Consider the following 24,483-nt stretch of genomic DNA (forward strand, 5'->3'; position numbering starts at 1 on the left):
TATAATTCTGATATTTTTAATATAAATTTAAAAGGTATATAATTGTTCATATTTTAAGGAGAAAAAATGAGAAAGAGAAAAATTATTTTAGGAATATCATTATTTTTGACAAGCGTTCCCTTAATTGCAATATCTTGTTCAAAAACATATTCAACATTGCATCAAAGAAATAATTCTAATGATGGTGTTAAAGATAATAATAAGATAAATAATGATAAACTAGATAAAGAAAAAAACAAGAATAAAATTTTAGATAAAGATTCTAATATTACTTTAAATAAAAATACAGATTTAGAGAAAAACGAAAAAGAAGTTAAAGACAAAATTGATAAGAATAATTCTACAAACAATACAGATTTAGAGAGAAATAAACCAAATAAATTACAAAACAATAAAACTATTTCTAACAATACTCAAAAAGAAATTATGCTTTCATACAATTATGATCTAACTGAACCCTATATTTATAAAACTCCAATAAATATTAAAAATTTAAGTGAGTTTGACGAAAATAACGAATTATTTAAAACATATAATAATTGATTGATATCTAAATCAAAAACTAATTATAAAAACTCAACAATTGATAAAAGAAAATATCTTAGATTCGAGTTAAAAGATAGTAAATTTAGCAACAATTCATTAGAATTAATTTTTAAAATAAATTACCAAGTAGATAATTTAAATAGATTTAAACTAATATATACTTATGGAGAAAATAACATTAGAGAAGAAATAAATTTAGACAATATTAAAATTAAAAATAAAATATTTTCAGTAAAAATATCCAACTTAGAAAAAAAACAAATATGTAAAGTTAATTGATATTAAAAACGGAAACAAATCATTTAATTTTATTTCAGAAAATGAAATTATATTATTTAATAAATCTAGCGAGTTATCTGATGATATAATAATCACAAATAACACACGTTGAGAAACATGAGAATTATCTCAAAACTTACACACATTTTCCTTATTTTTTTCAACTAAAAACGGACAAAAACCAGAGTTTAGGAAAGAAATGAGATTAGTTGCTTTAAAAAACAACGGAGAAATTAAATATTTTAATTTTAATTTTGACGAAAAAATCTATAGTAATCCGGAAAATAGCAATATAAAAATAACAAAGATTAAAGCTAACACTGAAGAATTTGATCCAAGAAATATAGATAGAATTCTTGGCATAGAAATAAAGAATAATGAAAATGTTTGGTCGAGACTAGATAAAATACCAAAAATTAACATTAAAGGTAAGGTGAATTTTATTAATAACAAACCCATTATTAATAAAATTAATTACAATAATAGTAAATTAGAAATTAATTTTAGTGACACAAATATAAAAAACATAGAAATAGAAGTTAAAAGTTTAGATCCATTTACGAATTTTTCTAATATTTATAAATTAGATATAAATAATAATAACTGACTAGAGATTCAAGATATTTCATTACCCGAAGATATAACTAAATTTATAATAACCAAAATCGGATATAAAGACCAATTATGAAATTATGAAATCGATGAAAATAATGTTTTTAATAATTTAAAAAATATTAAGAATTTTGAAATTAGTAAATTTGATATATTTTTATCTAACAAAAATATATATGGTTCAATTATGTTTGATTTTAAAAAAGAAGAATTAGAATTATTTAAAAACAAAAATTTAGAACTAATATTTGAACGTAAAACAAAAATAATGAATGAAACAAATAATCAAAGCATATATCATAATTTATTTCTAGATAAGAATAAAGTTATCGTCCCGTTTACAAAACTTAAAAAATTCACTTTAAACGGATTTTATGAAAATACAGAATATGAATTAAAAGAAATTAAAATAGTCGGCAAATATACCTTAAATGAATTTTTAGGAAGTGAAAATTTTAAAAATTCTTTATCAAAATTAAAAAATAAATCATTTTTGTTTAATTTTGAATATGATAATACGGATAATAATTTTATTTACGGAGAAATAGAGGGAGAAACAAAAAATAATTTATTTAAAAAAGAGTCTTCAAACGATAAAAATATCGAGTACAAAATACAAAATCATTATGCTATAGTTAATTATAATAAAGAAAAATGATACAAGCGCCAAGCTTCACTTTATGAAAATTCAATTTCAAAAGAACTAAAAGAAAAACTTTCACAAAAAACAAATTCTTTTAATTTAGTTAAAAATGGTCAAAAAGTAGAAACACACTTTATATCACCAAGAGAAATAATTAATGATCTAGATTGAAAAATTAATGATGAATTTACTAAAGCATCAATAACAAAAGATTTATCACAATTTCATAATTTAGATAAGCATATTGAAGACTCTTTTTTAGAAATAGGGTTTGAATTTGATCCAAAACAAAGACAAATAATTGATTTAATCGAACCAGAACCTTACGTTAGGTATTTAGACCAAGCAGAAAGTTATAATACTTCACAAAGAAATATGTCCAAATCATTTGTTTATATTTCGGTGCCATATAAAGAAATACTCAAGAAGCCATTAATTTCAAATCTAAGCTTTGAATATTTAGCCATAAGAAATAGCAAGGAAGAAGAATTCAAGTTAAAACAATTGATAAATGATAAATATAAATTTAGCGTTGAATTCAATAAAGAAAATAATAAATTAACATATAATATAGAATCTAAAGATCCTTCAACGAAAATATTTGACAGATTAGGTGATCATTATTTATCAAGTTATAATTCTTCTTTTATAGGTAGTTCACTATTTTTTGTTCACTGAGCAGATTTGGATATAAACAATAAAAGTGAAATAAAATACGTTCCAAAAGGCAAAAGCAATATATTATCTGTAAATCTCGAGCAATTAAATTTCAAAGATAATTATATTCACCTTAATAATGATGCGACCAAATCATCAAAACGGACATATTTTAATAACGCAGAAACTAATATTTTGAATGCAAGAGATAGAGTTTTTAATTTTGCTCCTTGGGCTCAATCTGGACAAGGAACATGAGATATTATAGGTAAAGTTAACCCCAACGACCCGCATGATTATAAATTTTTTATAACAACAAATCAACATGTTTGAGGCGAATCTTTAAGCAAAGAATTTAAAAATAATGTTTTGAACTTACCAATAGAGGTTTTCGAACCTGATGGAGGTTGAAACATTAAAAGCACTGATAAAAGAGGATCTGTTTTTGATGATAAAAAATGATTAAACGAAACTATTAAAGTAGATATTATTGCTAATTTTCATAATGATAAAGCATTTCCGAATAGTGAGCATGAATTTAAAAATAATTATGGAAATATAAATTTTAATAGTACTTGAAACATTTATGCGTACAACACAAATAATTCTCTTTCAAACGCTGATTTAATCGTTGGTATTGCAGATTTTAAAGATTTTTACTTAAATTTCAGTGAAAAAAATGAAAAACTATTTTATACTTCTAATAGATTCGATAAAACTGATAAAAAAACTTACAACACCTTCAAATTCTTTAAAAAACTAAAGAAATTAAAGAATATAAAACCAAGTAAACACAACTTGCATATATCAAGACTTGTAAACTTTAATTGATCGCTTGCTGCATTTCCTATTTCTGAACAAAAAATAAATGCAGACACAATAAATAGAAAAAGATATAGAGAATACATTATAGGAAATATAAGTAACGATGATATTTTAAGATTAGGATATGGTGGCGCCAAATCAAAACTTCCAGTTATACCTTTAAATTCCTTAATCTTTGATTTACAATCAGGTTCATCGGGTAGTATGGTTTTTGATTTAGACGGTAACGCTACCGGTTTAGTAACCGAAGCATCATTTGCACACTCCAATATTATGATAATAGATACAAACGCTAATGCCTTTTTAGGTGATGGTTATACAACTCAAAATCCCGGTTCATTCTATGAAAGAATGAGGTTGTTGAGTTATTTATACCCGGATAAATACGATAATTCAGAATTTAAAACTTTACCAAACTGAGAAAAATTAAATGATGAATAAGATTAAAATCACAGAAATGAATCTGTGATTTTAAAACTTTATTTTTATAAAATATTTTGTTTTATGAAAATATAATATATAATAAATTTACTATTTACTGTCAAGCACTTTTGCTTGACACTTATTAGGAGGTGATATGGTAAAATTAAGATTAAAAAGAATGGGGAGCAAATTTAGACCAGTATACAAAATAGTTGCTGCTGACGCTAGAGCTCCACGTGATGGTAAATTTATTGAAGCACTTGGACACTACAACCCTTCAACAAAAGAATTAGTTCTAAATAAAGAAGCTACAGATAAATGAATTAAACAAGGTGCAAAACCTACTTTAACAGTTGCTAACTTATTAAAATCTTCTAAATAATATAATATGAAATTTAATTTTTTAACTCTATTTCCAAAATACTTTGAACCTTTTATTAATGAGAGTATTATTAATAAAGCTATTCAAAACAAATTACTAGAAATAAATGTAGTAGATTTTAGAACTTTTAGTACTAACAAACATCGCAAAGTTGATGATGAAATTTATGGTGGCGGACACGGACTATTATTACAAATAGAACCAATTGATTTAGCGCTTGATTCACTACCAAATAGAGGTGGTTATAAAATATTAGTTTCGCCCCAAGGTAAAAAATTTACTCAAGAAATAGCGAATGACTTAGCTAAAAAATATGATCAAATTACATTTATTTCAGGCAGATACGAAGGTTTTGACGAAAGAATTGTTGATTTAGTTGATATTGAATTATCTATAGGTGATTATGTTTTAACAGGAGGAGAACTTCCTTCTATGGTTATGGCAGATTCTGTAGCACGTTTGGTTCCAAACGTAATCAAAGCGGAGTCACATATTTATGATTCTTTTCAAGGGGACGGATTATTAGACTACCCCCAATACACTAGACCAAGAGAATACAAGGGATTAAAAGTTCCTGAAGTATTATTTAGCGGAAACCACAAAGAAATAGAAGCTTGAAAAAAAGAATTTCAATTTAAAAAGACATTAAAAAATAGACCAGATATTATTGAAAGGATTAAAAATGAGAAATAAATTAATTGAAGCTGTTGAGAAAACACAATTACGTACAGATATTCCTGCATTTACAACAGGAGATAACGTTAAAGTTTCTGTACGTATTCGTGAAGGTGAAAAAGAACGTATTCAAATTTTTGAAGGATTAGTAATTTCTAAAAAAGAATCAGGAACAAGAGAAACATTTACAGTAAGAAAAATTTCTTACGGTGTTGGGGTTGAAAGAACTTTTCCAGTTCACTCACCGCTAATTGCCCACATTGAAGTTGTTCGTTCAAATAAAGTTCGTAGAAAAAGATTATTCTTTATGAGAGATCGTAAAGGTAAAAGTGCACGTCTTAAAGAAATTAAAAGAAAATAATAAATATCATCTTAAACACCATTTCGATGGTGTTTTTAAATAAAATAATATAATTAGATTAAAGAAGGAAAAATGAATAAAAAATTAGAAATTTATATCGATTTTGAAGCTATTACCTCCAATTTCCTAAAAAGATTCTTCAAAGATACACCACATAATATGGATTTTCCTTACATATACACTGTGGGTTTTTATAAAGACGGGAATCTAGTTTTAGAAACTGACCATATTGAGCTAAATAAAATTTGAAATTTAGAAAATTTAATTTATCAAACAAAAACAATAATAAAGAAAAAATTAACTAATTCTATCAGAAGAATAACAGGAATTAAAAATTTAGAAATTTCCTCAAACAATATAGAATTCTTAGTTTGAGGAAATTCACTTGAAGATAATATTATTGAACCTATGTTTGGTTTCAAGACTAAAAATATACAAAAAGGCAACGGAGTATCGATAGATAGAGTCGTTCCGTCAAAACTATTTAATGAAAAATATTTTGAAAAAATGACTAGCATAAAAAATCAAGACGCATTATATAAAGGGTCAATCATTAAAATAAAACCCGAATTTTCAAACGGAGCATTATGTTCGGTTTTAGGCGCTATTTTAATATTAAATAATTTTAAAAATTCACATCAACACAAAAATTACAAAGTTATATTAACAAAAAATGAAAGATCAATAATAATGAATTGTATTGCTAAATATAATAAAGATGATGTAAACAAAATAGCTTTTATACACAAGAATATCGAAAAGAAAGAAATAATAGAAAAACAAATACATAAATATATTAAAATAATAAATAGTTTAAGAAACCAAGAAGTAAAACTAAATAAGATGAATGACATATTTAAGTTATTAGATAAGAATATTAATTTGAATAAGGAAACAAAAATTGGTGATGCAATAGATAAAATTATAAAAATATTTGAACAAAAAAATCAAATTAATACAAAGGTCACAATAAAATTCTATGATTTTTTACCAACATTTAAAGAATACAACAAAGATAATAGCTTCGTTTTAAGAAATATAAAATTAAATCGTCGTAAAATAAAAGAAGTAAAAGAACAAATTAAAATAATAAAAGAAGATATATTACCTTCTATTGCAGACACCATTTTTTATGGTTAAAAATAAAAAACATTAAAAAAACCCTTTTTTTAGCAAAAAAATAACTCTTTTGCTAAAAAGTGATATAATTAATACGTTAAGTTAAGAGTAATAGGTTTTGGTAATCTTTTTTTGAGCGCAAAAGTTACTTTTTTAATTAACGTTCAATTTATAGTAAACAAAAACTAAAATGCGACACATTTTATTATTTGAGCTTCAAATTACTTAAATTAATTTAATATTAAGGAGAAAAATGAAATCACTAACAAGAAAAGTAACTTTAGAAAAAGAATTTTGAATTAACGTTCAAAACCAAGCTTTACGTTATTTACAATCAAAAAATCAAAAAGATATAAACCAAACAAAAATTTTAGATGAATCAACTAAAACAATAGTGTTTTTTGAAAAAATGAAATTACACGAAGAATTATTATCTAAATACGAAGATGCAAATGTCTATTTACAACCAATTTTAGTTAATAAAAACATTACTATTGAAAAAGCTGAACTTGAATTTAAAGTTTTTTATATAACAGAAGATGAATATAAAGACTTTACTTCAGACTTAACCGACAGACCAGATTTTAAATTACCGGACAATTATGATGCACAAATTAATACTTTTGTTGAAAATTATATAAAAAACTTCAGTTTTAAAAATGATATTAAGGGTGAAATAAAAATCAACAACGAAGTAGGTTTAGAGATTTTTAAAGCCAACATAAATAGAAAAGATAAAATAGTATTAATAGCAAATAATAATGATCAAAAAAGTCTTGAATATGCTTTAATTGGTAAAAAAGTAGGCGATAAGTTTACATATAAATTTACCGATGATGAAACATATGAAATACAAATATTAAACGCAAAAGAAGTTGTTAAAACTCCTTTGAGTGATGATAATGTAAATCAACTTCAAATACCAGAAATAAAAAATTTAGATGATGCAAAAAAATATGTATATCAAACTATTAAAAGCGGAATGGTTGATGAAAGCTTAGTAACATACGGATTTCAAATTGTTGATAAGATAAGCAAATTGAACCTAAACAAATTTAATTTTCCAACTGAGCTTCTCGAAGATAAAATATTGGAAATCGACCCGCAAAAAATTGCTAATTTAAAACCTGAAGAAATAGCAAACACTATTTTTGATAGATTTGTAACACAATGAATTTTAATTAAAAAATTTAAACTAAATGCATCACAATCTGATATGAATGAAGAAATAAATAAGATAAATGCTTCTATGACGCCAGCTGAAGCAAGTCGAATTAGTATCAGAAAGGTAATAGATATAATCTTAATTAAAAAAATAGGTTTAGTATATTTACAAAAATATCAACCTAATGCTTATAAGCAAAATTTTGAAACTAAATAAAACATTTTTAGAGGAGTAATTATGAAAATTGAATTAGGTATTTCTACATTTGGTGAGACAACTAAATTAGAATCAACAGGAAAAATCGAATCTCACCACAAAAGAATCAAAGATTTAATCGAAGAAATGGTACTAGCTGACGAAGTTGGTCTTGATGTTTTTGCTGTAGGGGAACACCATAGAGATGATTTCGCAATTTCTAGCCCTGAGATGATTTTAGCTGCTGGAGCAGTTAAAACAAAAAATATTATTTTAACAAGTGCTGTTACTGTTCTTTCTTCAAACGATCCTATTAGGGTATACCAAAACTTTGCACATGTAGATTTAATGTCAGATGGTAGAGCTGAAATTATGGTTGGTAGAGGTTCATTTACAGAATCATTCCCACTATTTGGTTACCAATTAAGAGACTACGACGGATTATTTGATGAAAAATTAGATATGCTACTTGAAATAAAACGTGATATTAACTTAAATTGAAAAGGAACATATACTCAAACTGTTGAAAATAAACCTGTTTATCCAAGAGCATTAAATATGCCAATTTGAGTTGCGACAGGTGGAAACCCTAACTCAACAATTGATATTGCAACACGTAAATTACCAATTGTATATGCAATTATTGGCGGAAACCCACATGATTTCAAACCACTTGTACAAGCATATCGTGCAATCTACAAGGAAGCATCAAAGGCTGATAAAAATCCATCATTCGAAAACATGAAAGTTGGTTCTCACTCATGAGGTTATATTGATGAAACTGATGAAATAGCAGCACAAAAATATTGACATCCAGTTAAATTATTCGTTGACCGTATAGCAAGCGAAAGACCACATTGAACTGAACTTACAAAAGAAAGATACGAAAGAATGATCGGCCCTGATGGAGCTGTATTTGTTGGAAGTCCTGAAACTGTAGCCAAAAAAATTATTAGCGTAATTGAAACAGTTGAATTAAATAGATTCTTAATTCACCTACCAGTTGGTTCAATGGACCACAAAGATATTATGAACTCAATTAGATTATTTGGCGAAAAAGTTGCACCTATTGTTAGAAAATATTTTGAAGATAAAGAAGACTTTGCAACTAAATACATGAAATAATTTTTAAACGAACATTTTTTAAAGATGTTCGTTTTTTATTAAATTTTTTTAGGTTATAAAAAAGTCTTTGTCCATAAGTTTTTAACATAAAATTTACTATATATAAAAAAATAATGTATAATATTAACACTTATATTGTTAGGGGTATAGTTCAACGGTAGAACAACAGGCTTCAACCCTGTGTGTTGTGGGTTCGAATCCTGCTACCCCTGCCATTTTTTTATACCTTTTTTTAGATTATTAGAATATAATATATATTATGAAATACAAATATGACTTTGGCTTTATAGGAACAGGAGCTTACGGTAGTGCGCTAGCTAATGTTTTATCTTATAATAATAAAAAAATATCTATGTATGGCATTGATGAAAAAGAAATTCAGGACATAAATAACGGACATAATCAAAAGTACTTTGGATCAAATAATTTCTTTAATAAAGATAATATTTTTGCTACAAATGATTTATCTGAAGTTGTTTTAAATTCCAATTTTGTGGTTCTTGCAATTCCTTCAAATGCTATAAAATCTGTTTTAAAACAAATAAGCAAATTAATTAAATTTAAGAAGATAAATTTAATTAATTTATCAAAAGGTATTGAACCTTCTACTGAGCTTTTTTTTAGTCAATTTATTAAAAGAAAATTTAATAAAAACTTAAAAAATTTAGCTACACTTTTAGGGCCTTCTTTTGCTATCGAAATTTTTAATAAAGAATTAACAGTTATAAATATTGTTGGTGAAAACAAAGAATACAACGAAGAATTAATTCAAAATTTTAATAATAATTATTTTAAATTAGTTGAAAATAATAACGAAATAGGTTTAGAATTATTTGCTTCTCTAAAAAATGTTTTAGCAATAGGTCTAGGTATAGCTTCCATCACAACAGAAAGTAAAAATACAAATGCAGCTTTAATTACAATTGGTATTCAAGAAATGATAACAATATATCGTAAACTCACAAATGATTCAGACAATAATTTTGTTTACCAATTTGCGGGTATAGGTGATACTTTTTTAACTTGCACATCGGTTAAAAGTAGAAATTATACATTCGGTACAATGATTGGTGAATTTGGGATAAACGAAGCTTTAAAAAAAACAAATGGAACTGTAGAGGGTTTTACGACTGCTAAATCATTAGAAAAGATTATTAAAAACAATCAAATAAATGTTCCGTTTTTTGAAAATATTATAGAAATACTTTCTAACAAAAAAGAACACATGAAAATATGTGATTTTATAACTAAAAATAGTTAAAAAATAATGTAAAATTATATTATATTTATAATATAAAATAAGGAGTAAAATGATTAAACATACACAAGATGTTAAAAATTCTCAAGTTGTTGTTTCATACACAATTAAATCAGATGAATTTCAAAAATTATTTAATGAATCAATAGATAAAAAAGCACAAAAAGTTAAAGTTCCTGGTTATAGACCTGGTAAAGCTCCAATTGAGAAACTAAGATCATACGTTAACAAAGAAGATGTTTTTACAACACTTATTAATAACTTAGCTAGAAATAAATTCTCTGAAATTGCTAGATATATCTCAGAAAATAAATTAGCAGTAGTTTTACAATTTCATGAATTAGATATTAAAAACGAAGAAAACGGTGACTTAGTAATTAATTACAATTTCCCTATGATGCCTGATCTAAAAAAACTTACTTTAAAAGGAATCGATACTAAATTTAACTTTAAAAAAGTAGGTAAAAAAGAAGTTGAAGATGCAAAATTAGAAATTTCAGAAAAATTCAATGGTCTTGAAGAAATTAATGACAAAAATGAAAAAACAGTTTTAGGTGACACAGTTAACATCGACTTTAAAGGATTTATTGATGACGTTGCTTTCGAAGGTGGTGAAGCTCAAGGACATGATTTATTATTAGGTTCTAAAACTTTTATTCCTGGATTTGAAGATCAATTAGTTGATAAAAAAACAGGATATAAAGGTGATGTAGTTGTTAAATTCCCAGCAGATTATTTTGTTAAAGAATATAGAGACAAAGAAGCAACATTCCAAGTTACAATAAACGCAATTAAAAGACCTTCAAAATTTGACTTTAACGATGATTTTGTAAAAGGATTCAAAATTGAAGGAGTTGAAACTTTAAAAGAATTTGAAAAATTATTAAAAAATAAAAAAGAAGTTGAGTTCTTTTTAGAATCAATTAGACAATTTGAATTAGAAACTATTGAAGAAATTATTAGCAAGTCAAAACTAGAAATTAATCGTCAATTATTACAAGATAGAATAAAAAAATTGGAAGATGATTTTAACAATTCATTAAAACAATACGGATTAAAGAGAAAAGAATATCTTTCATTTGTTAAAACAACAGAAGAAGAATTAAACGAAGAATTCAACAAAATAGCAAGTTCCGAACTTAAAAAATCATTAGTTCACGAATATTTATTTGGTGAACTTAAAATAAATGAAGAAGATAAAGACTTCAAAGAATTTAAAGAAAAACTACAATTAAGCGGAGAAAAAGGTATACCTGGTAACTCGGCTCAAGAGATTGAAAAAACTAAATCAGAACTTGTTAAGACAATTACATTTAACTACAAATTGCTTGTATTATTAAAAAAAGATAAAGATGCAGAAGAATATAAAAAATTAGCATTAAAATTAAAATTCACATTCTAATAATATTTAAAAATCAGGAGAATATCCTGATTTTTTGAAACATTCTTTCATTTTGAAAATATTTTTTGAAAGTTATATAATAAGAAATATATAGGAGGGAATGTGAATTCAAATGAAGAAAACAAAACAAATAGTGAAGTTATTGTAATAAATAACTTAGAAAAAAGTTTCAAAAAATATAAAGCTTTAAAAGGGATTTCTTTTAGCGTGAATAAGGGTGAATTGTTTGGTTTTTTAGGACTAAACGGAGCTGGTAAAACAACCACATTGAATATTATTTTAGGCTTATTAAAACGTGATGCGGGAGAAGTTTTGATAAATGGTCAAAATATTGATGAAGACATAGTTTCAATTAGAAATCAAATAGGTATTGTGTTTCAAGAATCTATTTTAGACCCCGGATTAAATGTATATCAAAATTTACTAGTTAGAGCTAGTCTTTATAAGTCTTTTTTTAAAGATAAAACTCCAAAAGAAATCGTTGACGAAATTATTGATGAATTTCAACTAAATGATTTTGCTAATAGAAATTACTCTCAACTTAGTGGAGGACAAAAAAGAAGAGTGGACATAGCTAGAGCACTTGTTCATAAGCCGTCGATTTTATTTTTAGATGAACCTACAACCGGTCTAGATCCAAATTCTAGAAAACTTGTTTGAGAAATACTTGGTAAAATACAAAAAGATAGAAATCTAACTATTTTACTCACAACTCATTATATGGAAGAAGCAAACAATTGTAATAGAGCAATAATAATTCAAAAAGGTGAAAAATTAGTTGAAGGGTCCCCTTCAGAACTGAAATCAAAATATTCAAGTTCTAACATTAAAATATATAAGATGTCAAACACATTAAGTGACTCTATTTCAAAGTCAAATTTAAATTTTAAAATTGACAATAATGTTTATACAATTAAATTTAAGGATTTTAATGAAGGTTCAAAATGAATTAAAGAACACATTAAGGATATTGAAGATTACGAATTTTTCAAAGGTTCAATGGACGAAGTCTTTTTAAATGTAACCGAACAATTTGGAGGTAAAAATGTTTAGTCAGTTAAGCAATTTATTTAAAAGACATTTCTTAATCTTTGCAAAAGATAAAAAAAGAATTTTCTTTACCTTTATGAGTCCTATGATTGTACTTTTATGTTTCGCGTTATTTGCAAGAAATATTTACATTGGCCAAATGCCAAAACAAACGCCTGAAATTATTAAAAACCAATATGCCGATATAAGTTTAATGATTGGGCTTTTATCGGTAACCACATTTACAAATGCAATTAGTTTATCAAGTGTTATGGTAACTGACTCAGAGAGAAAAATATTAAATGATTTGTATATGACACCCGTTAAAACTAGTGTCATACGTTTGAGCTACCTACTATTCAATATATTTTTAAATATTTTAATTACGACAATAATGTATCTAATAAGTATTTTTTGAATGTTGGGAAACAAAACTTTTATTGTGAACAACCAAACTACTATTCCGTTTGCAAAAGGAATGTATATTTGATTTAGCGTTATTGTTGGATGCATCTTAAATAGTGCTATATTTGTGTTCATTTTTAGCTATGTTTCAAATAGTGCTGCATTTAGTGCCTTAAGCGCTTCTTTAAGCGGAATCGCCGGTTTTCTTATTGGTGCATTTGTTCCACTAATCACATTTCCAAGAGCACTTGCTGAGATATCAAGTTTAATTCCTGCTACACAAATTAGTAATTTAATTAAATACTTTGCTCTAAAAGACTTGTCGTTTGTGAATCAAAGTAACGCAAGTTTTGAATTCTATATTCTATTAGGACAAGATATAAAATGATGAGGATCATTCCTATATGCAACAAGTTGAATTACATTAATGTTTACACTTAATTTTGTGATTAAAGTACCTAAAATTAAGTAAAAAAATAACATTTAATTAAAACTCCAAATTTAATTTAGATTTGGAGTTTTAATTTTTTACAATACTATCTTTATTATTTTTTTAAGATAATTATTTTATACTTTAGAAAAATTTCTGCATCTTGATTTTTTCTATCTCTAGTTAGGTTGAAAAGTGTTTCTATCCATATCGTCAAAATTTACAATATTTCCCATTTCCATTTTTATACCTAGACTTTTTCATCTTGATGAACGATTATTTTATCTTTAATTCTTTAAGTATTAAAATCTTGTTCGATTATTACCTCATTTATAAACGATATTTTGTTTGTTAAATCATAAAAATAAAGTGCTGTTTGATAAGAAAAAAATAATTGCATTATTTGTTGTTGAAAAAATAGTTTCATCATAATTATAATAATTAAAACTAATGTAAACTCACTCGAATCTTTCGAAGTCACCTTTTTAAACATTTTTATTAAATATCATGAATGGATATTATTTTAAATAGCTATTTCGATATTATTACGTTGTTAGATTTCATAATTTTAGGATGTTTTAATTTCTTTTGTGCTCTGTTATACTACACATATACAAGTTATAAATTAAATATTTAATAATTATTTTAATACTTTAGGTTTTCAAAATAAAAATTAACATTTACGTAAAATGTTAATTAATAATATTAGATTTATATATTTTTTTCACATATTTATGTGATATTTTATTACATTTTAATGTTTCCTGGTGTTCTTGGGTAAGGAATAGTATCTCTAATATTTTCCATACCTGCAACGTACATTACAAGCCTTTCAAACCCTACTCCAAAACCAGATGATTGCATGTGTCCAAAACGTCTTAAATCAAGGTATCATTGTAGATCTTCTTGGTCAATACCTAATTCGTTTACACGTTGTACTAATTTTTCGTAATTTGTTTCTCTTTGGCTACCACCAATTAATTCACCAACACCCGGTACTAAAAGGTCGAAGGCGGCGACTGTTTTACCATCTTCATTTTGATACATGTAGAAAGCTTTAAAGTCTTTAGGGAAATTGATTACAGCAACAGGAGCTTTGTAAAGTTCATCTGTTAAATATTTCTCGTGTTCACTTCCTAAGTCTAAACCAAATTTAATATCTTGGTTTTCGAATCTATCTTTAACTTTCGATAATTCTTCAATTGCATCTTTGTAATCAACGATTTTAAGAGGTGTATTAATATAATTTTCTAAACGTGAAATTAAATTGTTGTCAATATGTTCGTTTAAATATTCTATCTCTAATTTATTAATTGATAAAGTGTTTCTAATAACGACTTTAAGCATATCATCTGCTAATAAAATAGTTTTATTTAAGTCATAAAAAGCCATTTCTGGTTCTATCATTCAAAACTCAGCTAAATGTCTTTTGGTATTTGAGTTTTCTGCTCTAAAAGTTGGTGCAAAGGTATAAATCTTGTTCATACCTAGGGCATAACTTTCTCCATGTAATTGACCTGTAACACCCAAACTTGCCTTATTGCCTTTACCAAAAAAGTTTCCTTCTTTTGATGAATCATCAACTAAAAATGTTTCACCTGCCCCTTCTCCATCATTGCTTGTAATAATAGGGCTATTCATATAATAAAATCCTTTATTATCAAAGTATTTATGTACTTCTTTCGCAAGAGTTGAACGTATTAACATAACAGATCTAAATAAATTAGTTCTATGTCTTTGATGTGGTATTTCTCTCAATGTTTCAATTTTCATTTCTTGTTTTTGAATAGGAAAATCTTCATCAACGTTTTTATAACCAATTAATTCTATCGCCTTCATTTCAATTGGTTGTGGAGAATTAGGTGTCGCATTTAATGAACCTTTAATTTCGATAGCTGCACCGTTTCTTAATTGATCTAATAAATCAAAATCAAATTGTTCACCCTTAAAAACTACTTGTAAGTTTTTAACAGTTGAACCATCATTCATTTCAATGAAACGAATTTTCTTGCTACCCCTATTAGAAACAATTCAACCTTTAACTGTAACATCAGTTCAGCCATCGTAAAAGTTTGGTTTTAAAATCATTTTTTTAATAGTATGCATATTATTCCTCTATATTAATTTTTATTATTATTTTAGTTATTTCCCGCTTTGTTTTATCAGTGATTAGCGGACAATGCAATTCACCGGGTAAAAATAAAGCAAAATATCCTTTAGTCAAACGCAAATAATTATTTTTATTATTGTAATTCACAAAAACAACATCGTTTTCGGGTTTATGTAATAAAACATTTTGTTCGTTATATTCAGGATTTAAATCATATCCAAATATTTCATCACATTCACCTGCGTAAATATGTATATCCACATTTTTAGCATGAATTTCGCCGAAAGTTTCCCTCGGAAATAATTCTTTATACTTCATTTTGACAATTTTAATTTTGTCATCAATTTGTGTGATACCAAAATCTAGAGTGCTAAAATCAAATTCTTTAAGTAATTTTAAAGCACGATTTAGTGACGAATATTTGGTTTGATAAACATCAGCATTAATAATTTTATCGTATATCATTATTTATTATTTTCCTCGTTTTTTATTTTCAATAAAACTTGGTCAATTCTGCTACCAATTGTAGATACATCATCAAAGTAAAATTTAATCGAAGGAACTTTTCTTCAATTTAATCTCTTAGATAAAATTCTTTTCACCATGCCCGCAGAATTATTAAGTGCAATTAAACCTTTTTCTTTATTAGAAAATAAGTTTACATAAACCTTTAGATAACTCAAATCTGATGATAACTCCACATCCATAACAACTGGATCTATGATATTTTTATTTGTTATTTCATTAAACAAAATATCTGCTATCATATTTCTAATTAATGCTTCTTTTCTTTTTAAATTTATATTGTTCATAAGTATTTAAATTATATATTATTTTATCCAAAATTTATACAAAAATAAGCCTAGTATATATTAAGTTTTGAATTTTTTTAATAAAATTATCGTTTTATATTCGTTAGATATATTAAACAAAAAATATTAAAAAACATCAAGAATATAAAAATTATACTTGATGTTTTTTTGTAATAATTATTTGTTTGCGTTTGATTTTTGTAAACGTTTGTTAAATCTATCAATTCTACCTGTAGCTTTGATTTGAGTTTTGTTTCCTGTGAAGACTGCGTGACAGTTTGAACATACGTCAACTGTAAAGTTTTTTCTTGTTGATTTAAAAGTAAATTCTTTTTGACATGTTGAACAAGCAACTTGAACTTCGTAATAAGCAGGATGTAAATCTTTTTTCATTTTTTTCGATCCTTTCGACTATTTTGAGTAGAACTCAACAACTAAAGCATCTTTGATTTCTGAATGAATTTCTGTTCTTTCTGGCAATCTATCTAATTTAGCTGTAAAGTCTTTTCTTGTCATTCAAGCTGAAGCTTGTTTTACTTCTAATGCTTCTAAAATTTGTTTATTTGTTCTTGATTTTTCTTTTAATTCAACAACGTCCCCTAATGAAACTACCATTGAAGGAATATTTGCTTTTTTACCGTTTAATGTAAAGTGTCCGTGATTAACAAGTTGACGAGCTTGTCTTCTTGTTGTAGCAAATCCAGCTCTATAAACTACGTTATCTAAACGTGTTTCAAGTAATTGTAATAAATTTGTACCTGTAACACCTTTAGCTTTAACAGCTTTTTCAAAAGCTTTACGTAATTGTTTTTCGTTTACACCAAATAAGTGTTTAACTTTTTGTTTTTCGTATAAGTGTAAACCGTAATCTGATAATTTAACTCTTTTGTTTCCGTGTTGCCCTGGTGCATAAGTTCTTTTTCTACCTTTTGAAAATTCTTTACCTGTTTCTAAGATAGAAAAACCTAAACGACGAGCTTTTTTGAAAACTGGTCCTGTGTATCTTGACATTTTTTCCTCTTTCTGCATAGGATGAGGGTTTATTTCTAACTATTAAAGTTTAACTTAATGTTTTCAACTAAACAGCTTAATCTACTAACAAAGTTTGACATGTTAAATTTTTCTTAGCTATAATAAACTGCTGTGCTCAATTTATGCTTTATTATTTTATCATTTTTATGCATTTTTATAAATAATATTTACAAGTTTATTTACCTTAAATTAAGTCACATTTTTCAATATGCTAAAAACACATTGCAAAAATATCTAATTATTTAAAAAATATTTTAAGCATTAAATTATATGTTGTATAATTTGTTTATATTACTGGTCGGTAATATAAAATTAAAAATTTAATTTCATATACTAAGTCATATTAATTTAAATGACAATTACATAATAAAAAATAGATAAACGAGGAAATAATGAAAAAAATAAAATTATTAAAAAAAATACTTCTCCCACTATTGGGATCAAGTGTTATTGTTGTTGCGTCATGTTCAAATCAAGCAGAATCTAATATTTCAAAAGAAAAAGAAAGTAAAGAAACTACAAAAGAAGATAATGAAAAAGAAACAGAAACACTTAATTTAATTACAAATTCGGATGATAATTCCGAAAAAGGTGAATCAAAAGAAACTAAAACAATCGACGAAGTAAATTCAGATTCTGACGATGAAGAAGGTGACGATGATGAAGAAAACGGAATTTTCGGTTCTTCAAAATTATCAAATTTAGTTGGATTACTTAAAGGTGATTCTAACAGTTCAGATTCAGTATGATCAGGTGGCTCAAGCGGCTCAGATGAAGACGAAAATTCTTTAAAACAACAAGCAAGCAAAAAATTAAACGAAGCTTGAGAATACTACGATTTCCTTACAGAGGATGAAGATGGAAAATATTCAGATCTATCAGATAAGTTAAATTTAGGAATAAATAATATACAAAAGGAAACCGGTTATTTTAAAGGAAATTTAACAAATGAAAAAGCTCAAAATTTCATTAATCGCATTAATGAACTTTTAGAAGATACAAAAGCTAAAAAAGAAGCTATTGATTCTGAAAATTCAAGCAATGATGACACAACTAAAGAAACCGAAAAACAACAAAAAGAAGGTGAAGAATCAAATTCTAACACTGCAAAAGAAGAAAAACAAGAAAATCCTGAAGATGAAAAAATAAAAAAAATATATAGCGAAATAGAAGACATAATTTTAGAAGCTTATGATTATGATACAGATGAACTAACTGATGAAAAATATAAATCACTTTCAACTGAATTAATGGAAAATCTTGAGAATTTTAAGCAAAAACTTAAAGAAGCTAAAGAAACACTTTCAGAAGACAATGCTAATAATTTTAAGGTTGAAATAAGAAAAATTGTAGATGATATAAAAGTTAAAAAAGAAGCTATTGATAACGAAAATACAAACGGAGAAACTACATCAAAAGACTCTGATGAAACAGAAACAAGCGAAGAAGCGCAACCGGATGAAGAAACTTCTACAACATCAACAACACAAGAATAATTATTAATAATAGATCCTAGCGATCTATTTTATTTTGCAAGAAAAAACCATTTATTTTAAAAAAACATAATTATTCGATTGTATATTATAATTAAAGTAAGTTTTTAAACTTAAAGTTTGTATAAGGAAGTAAAATGAAAAAAAATAAAATACTTAAAAGTCTACTTATCCCTATATTAGGAACAAGTTTTGTGACTTTAATTTCATGTTCTCCAACAAAGGAACAACAAAGCAAAGTTATAACTAATGATTCTTCAAATAAAAATCATTCTGAAGAAAAACAAAATAATTCAGAAAATCAAGATATTTCAAATTTAAATAACGATAAGATAATAAACAATAATTCTAGAGGAGCAGAAGAAAAAAATAGTAACAAAGCAAGCTCTAGTGACACTCAAAATAATAACAGCCAGAAAAATAATCGTGGTAATTCAAGTGAAGGTTATTCAAACTCAGATGATGAAACTACTAATAATGAATCTAAAGAAGATGATCAAAACGTTAAAAAAAGCGTACTAGAAGCATACGAAAATATAATTAATGAACAAAAAAACTTTATAAATTTGTATAATGAAGCTAAATTAGAAAAAAACATAATGTATAAATACGAAATGTTATTTGATTCAATAGATAAAATTACTGAAGATTTTGATCGATTAGAAACTCCGCTTAAATTTGATAAACAAGAATTAGAAAAATACAATAAAACTCTAAACGATTTAAAAGATAAGTTCGATGAAATTACTAAATTAAAAAATACTTTAAGTACTCACCAGGACACTAGGCCTGAATACTATGCAGGAAATTTTGACAAAAATAATATTAAAAAAGAGGAATCTTCACCTAAAAATGATTACAGTAACTACCCTGAACTTGAAGCTATAAAAAAATCTACCAAAGATGGAAATACAAATGTAGATCCTGTTAGATCTTTAGTAAATAAAAAAGCTTTAGAATTCATCGATCTTGCAAAAGGAAATATAACTGATTTCAATCAAAATAACTATACCTTACATCAAAAGGAAGAATTGAGACAATTTCTTAATGAAACTATTATAAAAGGTGAAACAAACAAAAAAAATCAAATAAGACTTGTGTTTAATTGAATTACAAAAAACGTACAATATGCCAGACAAGCTAATCAAGCCAAATTAAACCCATATGAAGTTAAACAATATTTATATGCCGTTTGTGGTGGGTATAGTATATTATATAAAGCATTTTTAGATTTGTTAGGCATTAAAACAGTTATGGTTATTGGTTGATCTTCTGCTGGAGCTCACCAATGAAATGCAATACAAGATCCTGAAACTAATGAATGATTCTTTTCGGACACAACTTGAGGGGTTATTGACCAAAGATATTTTAGACTATCACCTAAAGAAATTTCAAATGATCATATGGTGGAACGTGTTTTAGATTTAGATTTTAGTAATGAAAATGTAATATATGAATACTGAAACGGATTATCAGTTAAAAATGCACTAGTAGATAACCCTAATATACTAGATAAATTAGATGAAATTGTTGTAGAAAATATTTCGGACACTATTTTAAATAATGACAAAGTAAGAACATTACATATACCACAATTTGTAAAACACATTGAATACCCCGGAACTAAAGGCACATACGCTTTTGATGTTTCAAAGGATAATAAATTTTTTGCTTCACAAGATGGTATTCTATATAGTAAAAACTTTGAAAAAATATTGATGACTCCTAATAATTTAAATGTTAAAAATGTCGTAATACCAAAAGAAACATCAACATTAAATGATGGAAAAGAATTATTTGAGTCAAGCGTTGTTGAAAGCATTGAAGTTGAGGCGGGTAATTATTCTTTCGCTTCATTTAAAGGAGTTTTATACAACAACGACTTTTCACAAATAATATCAATACCAAATGGACTGACAAATTTAGTTGTGCATCCAAATGTTAAATTCCAAGGACAAGAAATATCTTTCAAAGATAATATTAAAACAGTTAAATTAAACGAGGGAATCACAAATATTGTAGATTATACATTTAACACACTTAAAAAATTAGAATATGTTATTTTACCATCTACAATTGAAAATATTAGTGAATATGCCTTTTGACAAGTTAAAAATATAACTCTTAAGACTTACAAACATAACAAATACGTAGAGGACTTCGCAAAAAAACATTCATTTAAATATGAAGTTATTGAAAATAATTAAAAATTACTTCCTTTTATATAAAGGAAGTTTTTGTTTAATTTAAAAAAATAATATAATTTAAAATATGGAAAACATTAAAAAAATCTTTACTGAAAGCAAAACATACACCGGTGCTAGAAAAGTTATTTTTATAACAACTTTTATTTATGCATTTTTATTTATTTTAACAATATTATTATCCATTTTAGGAAGTTCTATATTAGAAAAAATGTTATATAGCTCTAAATATAGTGGACGAGTATTTTTTATAGCATTAGGTTTAATATTATTTGGTGTTGTTTCTAATTTTATAATTTCGTTTTTTATTAGAAACAATAATATGAGTTTACTAAAATCATCGTTACTCGCTATTTTTAATTTAATAATATGAACATCGATAATAACTGGATTTTTATTTATTTTCAAAACAAACGAAAGAGTTTCATCAATAAATGCAACCAATAACACTTTTAGTTATACAAACTTTCTTTTAATATCCTGTTTACCATTATTAATTTTAATGGTTTGTGCTACGATAGGTTATTTCGAACTAATTAATAAGCATATACTTAAAATAACAATGACATTACTCGGAATTGCCTTAATGATATTATTTTTTGTTTCTTTCTTTGTCTTAAAAGTTCAATGATATTATTCATTATTAAGTGTCATTTTTATATCAGGAGCAACAATATTTGAGTTTTACTATGTAAAAAAAGAAATTCAAAACTTTGCTTATGTATCTTCAAATTCTCAAATATATAGCTACGCAATTAATTTGGCAACTAGATTATTTGTTAACACGTCATCAATGTTAATACATATTTTAAGACTTTTATCTTTTTCAAGAGATAATTAAGAGATATATTACTTTTATAAAAAGTACTTAAAAATAATATTAAAACATTTAATATTAGCAAAAACAAAGCAACAAGCACCAACACTTATTAATGCTTGTTGCTTTTTTATTAGACATAAATATTTTTTGCTCTTAAAAACACTACTATTTATATAAAAAAGTAAGTAATCACTTACTTTATTTATGATATGTAATTCCATTTTTAATTGTAAATGCTCTGTATATTTGCTCAATGAGCATCACTCTAAAAAGTTGATGTGGAAAAGTCATTTTAGAAAAATTTAACTTATTACTAAAATATGTTTCTATAACTCCATTTGATCCTCCGATTACAAAAGTTATATTATCTGTATTAGTAATACGTTCACTAAATTCTTTTGATGTAACTTGCTTAGCTTGGGTAGATAAGTAAATGACTTGTGAATTTTTTGGTATTTTTTCTAATATTAATTCTGTTTCTTTTTGTTTCTTCAATTCTATATTTTGTATTTTTTGTTCTTTAATTTCTATTAAGTTAACTTTAGCAAAAAAGTTAACTTTTTTTAAATAATCATTAAAAAGGACTTGATATTCTTTAGATAAACTGCCTACTGCAACAATATTTAATTTCATTATTTTTGAGAAGCTATATGAAACATTAACATTTGAATATCTGCAGGGTTAATTCCCGAGATACGCGAAGCCTGACCGACAGTCTTAGGTCTAATTTGTTCAAGTTTTTGCATTGCTTCTGTAGCTAAATTAGCTACTTGACGATAATTAATATTATCAGGTATTTTAAAGTTATCTAATTTAGACATACGATTTGCCAATGATTCTTGTTTTCTAATATAACCATCTAAACGAACCATTGTTGTTAATTCATTTTTAAATTCAAAATCACCTAAAATATCTTTAGCATCAACGTCTGGTCTAGCTAAAGCTTTTAACATTGAAACACCATTTTCAATTTTATATTTAATTCCAATTTCGCTCTTAGATGAAACAAATTGTTTTGATAATTCATCTATTTTTTTATTGATTAAATCATATTTATCAATAACTTTTTTATAATCATTATCATTAACTAAACCAACATTATGACCGTGTTTTGATAATCTAATATCAGGATTATCATTTCTAAGTAATAAACGATATTCTGCTCTACTTGTAAGCATTCTATAAGGTTCTTTAGTCCCTTTTGTTACTAAATCATCAATTAAAACGCCAATGTAAGCATCACTTCTTCTTAAAATAAGAGGTTCTTTATTTTCTAATTTTTGACCCGCATTTATACCCGCTATTAAACCTTGGGCGGCAGCTTCCTCATATCCACTTGTTCCATTAATTTGACCTGCAGTAAACAAATTACCAATAACCTTTGACTCTAATGAACTTGAAATTTGTAAAGGGTTTAATGCATCATATTCAATTGCATACCCTCATTTTTGAATTCTTGCATTTTTAAGTCCTGGTATAGTTCTTAACATTTTATCTTGAACATCTATTGGCATAGATGTAGACATACCATTAACATAAATAATACTTCCGTCAGCTGTTTCTGGTTCAAAGAAAATTTGATGGCGTTCTTTATCCCTAAAACGCATTACTTTGTCTTCGACACTTGGGCAATATCTAGGTCCAATTCCTTTAATTAAACCTGAATACATTGCAGATTTAGAAATATTATCTTCAATTATTTTATGTGTTTCTTCGTTTGTATATGTTAAGTAACATGAAATTTGTTCTGCTAATTTAACACCTGAACGTGAAGAGAATGTTAGTGCAGTATCGTTTAAAACTTCTTTCTCAACCTCTGAAAAATCAATGGAGTCAGCGTAAACTCTTGCGGGAGTACCTGTTTTTAATCTTTGTAGTTCTAAACCTAGTTTTTCGAGTGATTTACTTAATTTAGGTGTAGTTTTTTGGTTGTCGGGTCCACTTATCGTAATTTCATCTCCACGTAAAATTCTAGAATTCATATAAGTACCTGTTGTAATAACGGCAACTCCTGCTTCTATTAGACCAATCCCTTCAACTTGAAAACCCTTAAATGTATTGTTTTGATCTGTTATAACTTCTTCGACAACAGCTTCAATTAAGGTAATATTAGGATGTTTTTCGAGTGCTTCGTAAATAATCTTTGAATATTTATCTTTATCAATTTGTGCTCTTAGTGCTCTAACTGCAGGTCCTTTTGATTCATTTAGCATTTTTATTTGAATCATTGCTAAATCAGAAAAATAACCTTGAACTCCACCTAAAGCATCTATTTCTCTTGTAATTATACCTTTAGCCGGTCCTCCAATAGAAGGATTACATGGCATCATAGCTAATCGATTTAAATCGAAAGAAATTAACGCTACTTTATGACCTTTGTTCGCTAAAGCAAATGTGGCTTCGACACCTGCGTGACCACCACCAACTACAATTGCGTCATATTTTTTTTCTATCTTAAACATAATTTAATATTTTACCAAA

At 26.0% G+C, this 24,483-nt stretch carries 22 protein-coding genes and 1 tRNA gene; 16 read left to right on the forward strand and 7 right to left on the reverse strand.

What is annotated here, in order from left to right:
• Positions 1-66 precede the first annotated feature (66 nt).
• The 13 genes from JXZ93_RS03305 (at position 67) to JXZ93_RS03365 (ending at position 13,573) form a co-directional block, all read left to right on the forward strand.
• Positions 67-831 carry a variable surface lipoprotein gene (locus JXZ93_RS03305; protein WP_205852720.1) on the forward strand — a complete coding sequence of 255 codons (765 nt, stop codon included), beginning with the start codon at positions 67-69 and terminating at the stop codon, positions 829-831.
• Positions 832-1,024: 193 nt separating this feature from the next.
• Positions 1,025-4,003 (forward strand): hypothetical protein, encoded by a 2,979-nt coding sequence (locus tag JXZ93_RS03310; RefSeq protein WP_205852721.1) that lies wholly within the window; start codon positions 1,025-1,027, stop codon positions 4,001-4,003.
• 136 nt (positions 4,004-4,139) lie between these two features.
• Positions 4,140-4,367, forward strand: coding sequence for a 30S ribosomal protein S16 (rpsP, locus tag JXZ93_RS03315; protein WP_205852225.1), 228 nt, complete (start codon positions 4,140-4,142; stop codon positions 4,365-4,367).
• 6 nt (positions 4,368-4,373) lie between these two features.
• On the forward strand, positions 4,374-5,060 hold the full coding sequence (gene trmD / locus JXZ93_RS03320; protein ID WP_205852224.1) for a tRNA (guanosine(37)-N1)-methyltransferase TrmD: 687 nt from the start codon (positions 4,374-4,376) through the stop codon (positions 5,058-5,060).
• On the forward strand, positions 5,050-5,403 hold the full coding sequence (gene rplS / locus JXZ93_RS03325) for a 50S ribosomal protein L19 (RefSeq protein WP_205852223.1): 354 nt from the start codon (positions 5,050-5,052) through the stop codon (positions 5,401-5,403). Before trmD ends, rplS begins: the two co-directional genes overlap by 11 nt.
• Before the next feature lie 72 nt (positions 5,404-5,475).
• A complete protein-coding gene (locus tag JXZ93_RS03330; protein WP_205852722.1) occupies positions 5,476-6,543 on the forward strand; it encodes a hypothetical protein in 1,068 nt (355 codons plus the stop codon).
• Positions 6,544-6,775: 232 nt separating this feature from the next.
• Positions 6,776-7,903, forward strand: coding sequence for a trigger factor-related chaperone (locus JXZ93_RS03335; protein ID WP_205852723.1), 1,128 nt, complete (start codon positions 6,776-6,778; stop codon positions 7,901-7,903).
• Positions 7,904-7,924: 21 nt separating this feature from the next.
• On the forward strand, positions 7,925-9,007 hold the full coding sequence (locus JXZ93_RS03980) for an LLM class flavin-dependent oxidoreductase (RefSeq protein WP_205852220.1): 1,083 nt from the start codon (positions 7,925-7,927) through the stop codon (positions 9,005-9,007).
• A 140-nt stretch (positions 9,008-9,147) separates the two neighbouring features.
• Positions 9,148-9,222, forward strand: a tRNA-Trp gene (locus JXZ93_RS03345).
• A gap of 44 nt (positions 9,223-9,266) precedes the next feature.
• A complete protein-coding gene (locus JXZ93_RS03350; protein WP_205852724.1) occupies positions 9,267-10,268 on the forward strand; it encodes an NAD(P)H-dependent glycerol-3-phosphate dehydrogenase in 1,002 nt (333 codons plus the stop codon).
• A 49-nt stretch (positions 10,269-10,317) separates the two neighbouring features.
• Complete coding sequence (tig, locus tag JXZ93_RS03355; RefSeq protein WP_205852725.1) at positions 10,318-11,667, forward strand: trigger factor; 1,350 nt, start codon at positions 10,318-10,320, stop codon at positions 11,665-11,667.
• 102 nt (positions 11,668-11,769) lie between these two features.
• Entirely contained in the window at positions 11,770-12,720 is a 951-nt protein-coding gene (locus JXZ93_RS04305; protein ID WP_205852217.1) for an ABC transporter ATP-binding protein, read from the forward strand.
• Positions 12,713-13,573 carry an ABC transporter permease gene (locus JXZ93_RS03365; protein WP_205852726.1) on the forward strand — a complete coding sequence of 287 codons (861 nt, stop codon included), beginning with the start codon at positions 12,713-12,715 and terminating at the stop codon, positions 13,571-13,573. Before JXZ93_RS04305 ends, JXZ93_RS03365 begins: the two co-directional genes overlap by 8 nt.
• A 705-nt stretch (positions 13,574-14,278) precedes the next feature.
• Here the strand turns inward: JXZ93_RS03365 and asnS are convergent.
• The 5 genes from asnS to rpsD form a co-directional block, all read right to left on the reverse strand.
• Positions 14,279-15,637 (reverse strand): asparagine--tRNA ligase, encoded by a 1,359-nt coding sequence (asnS, locus tag JXZ93_RS03370; RefSeq protein WP_205852727.1) that lies wholly within the window; start codon positions 15,635-15,637, stop codon positions 14,279-14,281.
• Between the two features lies 1 nt (position 15,638).
• Positions 15,639-16,106, reverse strand: coding sequence for a YhcH/YjgK/YiaL family protein (locus JXZ93_RS03375; RefSeq protein ID WP_205852728.1), 468 nt, complete (start codon positions 16,104-16,106; stop codon positions 15,639-15,641).
• On the reverse strand, positions 16,106-16,453 hold the full coding sequence (rbfA, locus tag JXZ93_RS03380; protein ID WP_205852213.1) for a 30S ribosome-binding factor RbfA: 348 nt from the start codon (positions 16,451-16,453) through the stop codon (positions 16,106-16,108). The genes JXZ93_RS03375 and rbfA overlap by 1 nt, the downstream gene beginning before the upstream one ends.
• A gap of 177 nt (positions 16,454-16,630) precedes the next feature.
• Positions 16,631-16,846 (reverse strand): 50S ribosomal protein L31, encoded by a 216-nt coding sequence (gene rpmE / locus JXZ93_RS03385; RefSeq protein ID WP_205852212.1) that lies wholly within the window; start codon positions 16,844-16,846, stop codon positions 16,631-16,633.
• A gap of 18 nt (positions 16,847-16,864) precedes the next feature.
• On the reverse strand, positions 16,865-17,464 hold the full coding sequence (gene rpsD, locus JXZ93_RS03390) for a 30S ribosomal protein S4 (protein WP_205852211.1): 600 nt from the start codon (positions 17,462-17,464) through the stop codon (positions 16,865-16,867).
• A 413-nt stretch (positions 17,465-17,877) separates the two neighbouring features.
• Here rpsD and JXZ93_RS03395 point away from each other — a divergent pair, with 413 nt between their 5' ends.
• From JXZ93_RS03395 to JXZ93_RS03405, 3 genes are all read left to right on the forward strand, one after another.
• Complete coding sequence (locus tag JXZ93_RS03395) at positions 17,878-18,981, forward strand: hypothetical protein (protein ID WP_205852729.1); 1,104 nt, start codon at positions 17,878-17,880, stop codon at positions 18,979-18,981.
• Positions 18,982-19,115: 134 nt separating this feature from the next.
• Positions 19,116-21,185 (forward strand): leucine-rich repeat protein, encoded by a 2,070-nt coding sequence (locus tag JXZ93_RS03400; protein ID WP_205852730.1) that lies wholly within the window; start codon positions 19,116-19,118, stop codon positions 21,183-21,185.
• 64 nt (positions 21,186-21,249) lie between these two features.
• On the forward strand, positions 21,250-22,023 hold the full coding sequence (locus JXZ93_RS03405; protein ID WP_205852208.1) for an MAG0110 family membrane protein: 774 nt from the start codon (positions 21,250-21,252) through the stop codon (positions 22,021-22,023).
• Between the two features lie 177 nt (positions 22,024-22,200).
• Here JXZ93_RS03405 and JXZ93_RS03410 read toward each other — a convergent pair whose 3' ends face one another.
• Together JXZ93_RS03410 and mnmG are read right to left on the reverse strand one after the other, a co-directional pair.
• Positions 22,201-22,635 (reverse strand): 23S rRNA (pseudouridine(1915)-N(3))-methyltransferase RlmH, encoded by a 435-nt coding sequence (locus tag JXZ93_RS03410; protein WP_205852731.1) that lies wholly within the window; start codon positions 22,633-22,635, stop codon positions 22,201-22,203.
• On the reverse strand, positions 22,635-24,455 hold the full coding sequence (gene mnmG / locus JXZ93_RS03415; protein ID WP_374962898.1) for a tRNA uridine-5-carboxymethylaminomethyl(34) synthesis enzyme MnmG: 1,821 nt from the start codon (positions 24,453-24,455) through the stop codon (positions 22,635-22,637). Before mnmG ends, JXZ93_RS03410 begins: the two co-directional genes overlap by 1 nt.
• Positions 24,456-24,483 lie beyond the last annotated feature (28 nt).

This window comes from Mycoplasma sp. CSL10166 (assembly GCF_017116885.1).
GTDB lineage: Bacteria > Bacillota_I > Bacilli_A > Mycoplasmatales > Metamycoplasmataceae > Mycoplasmopsis.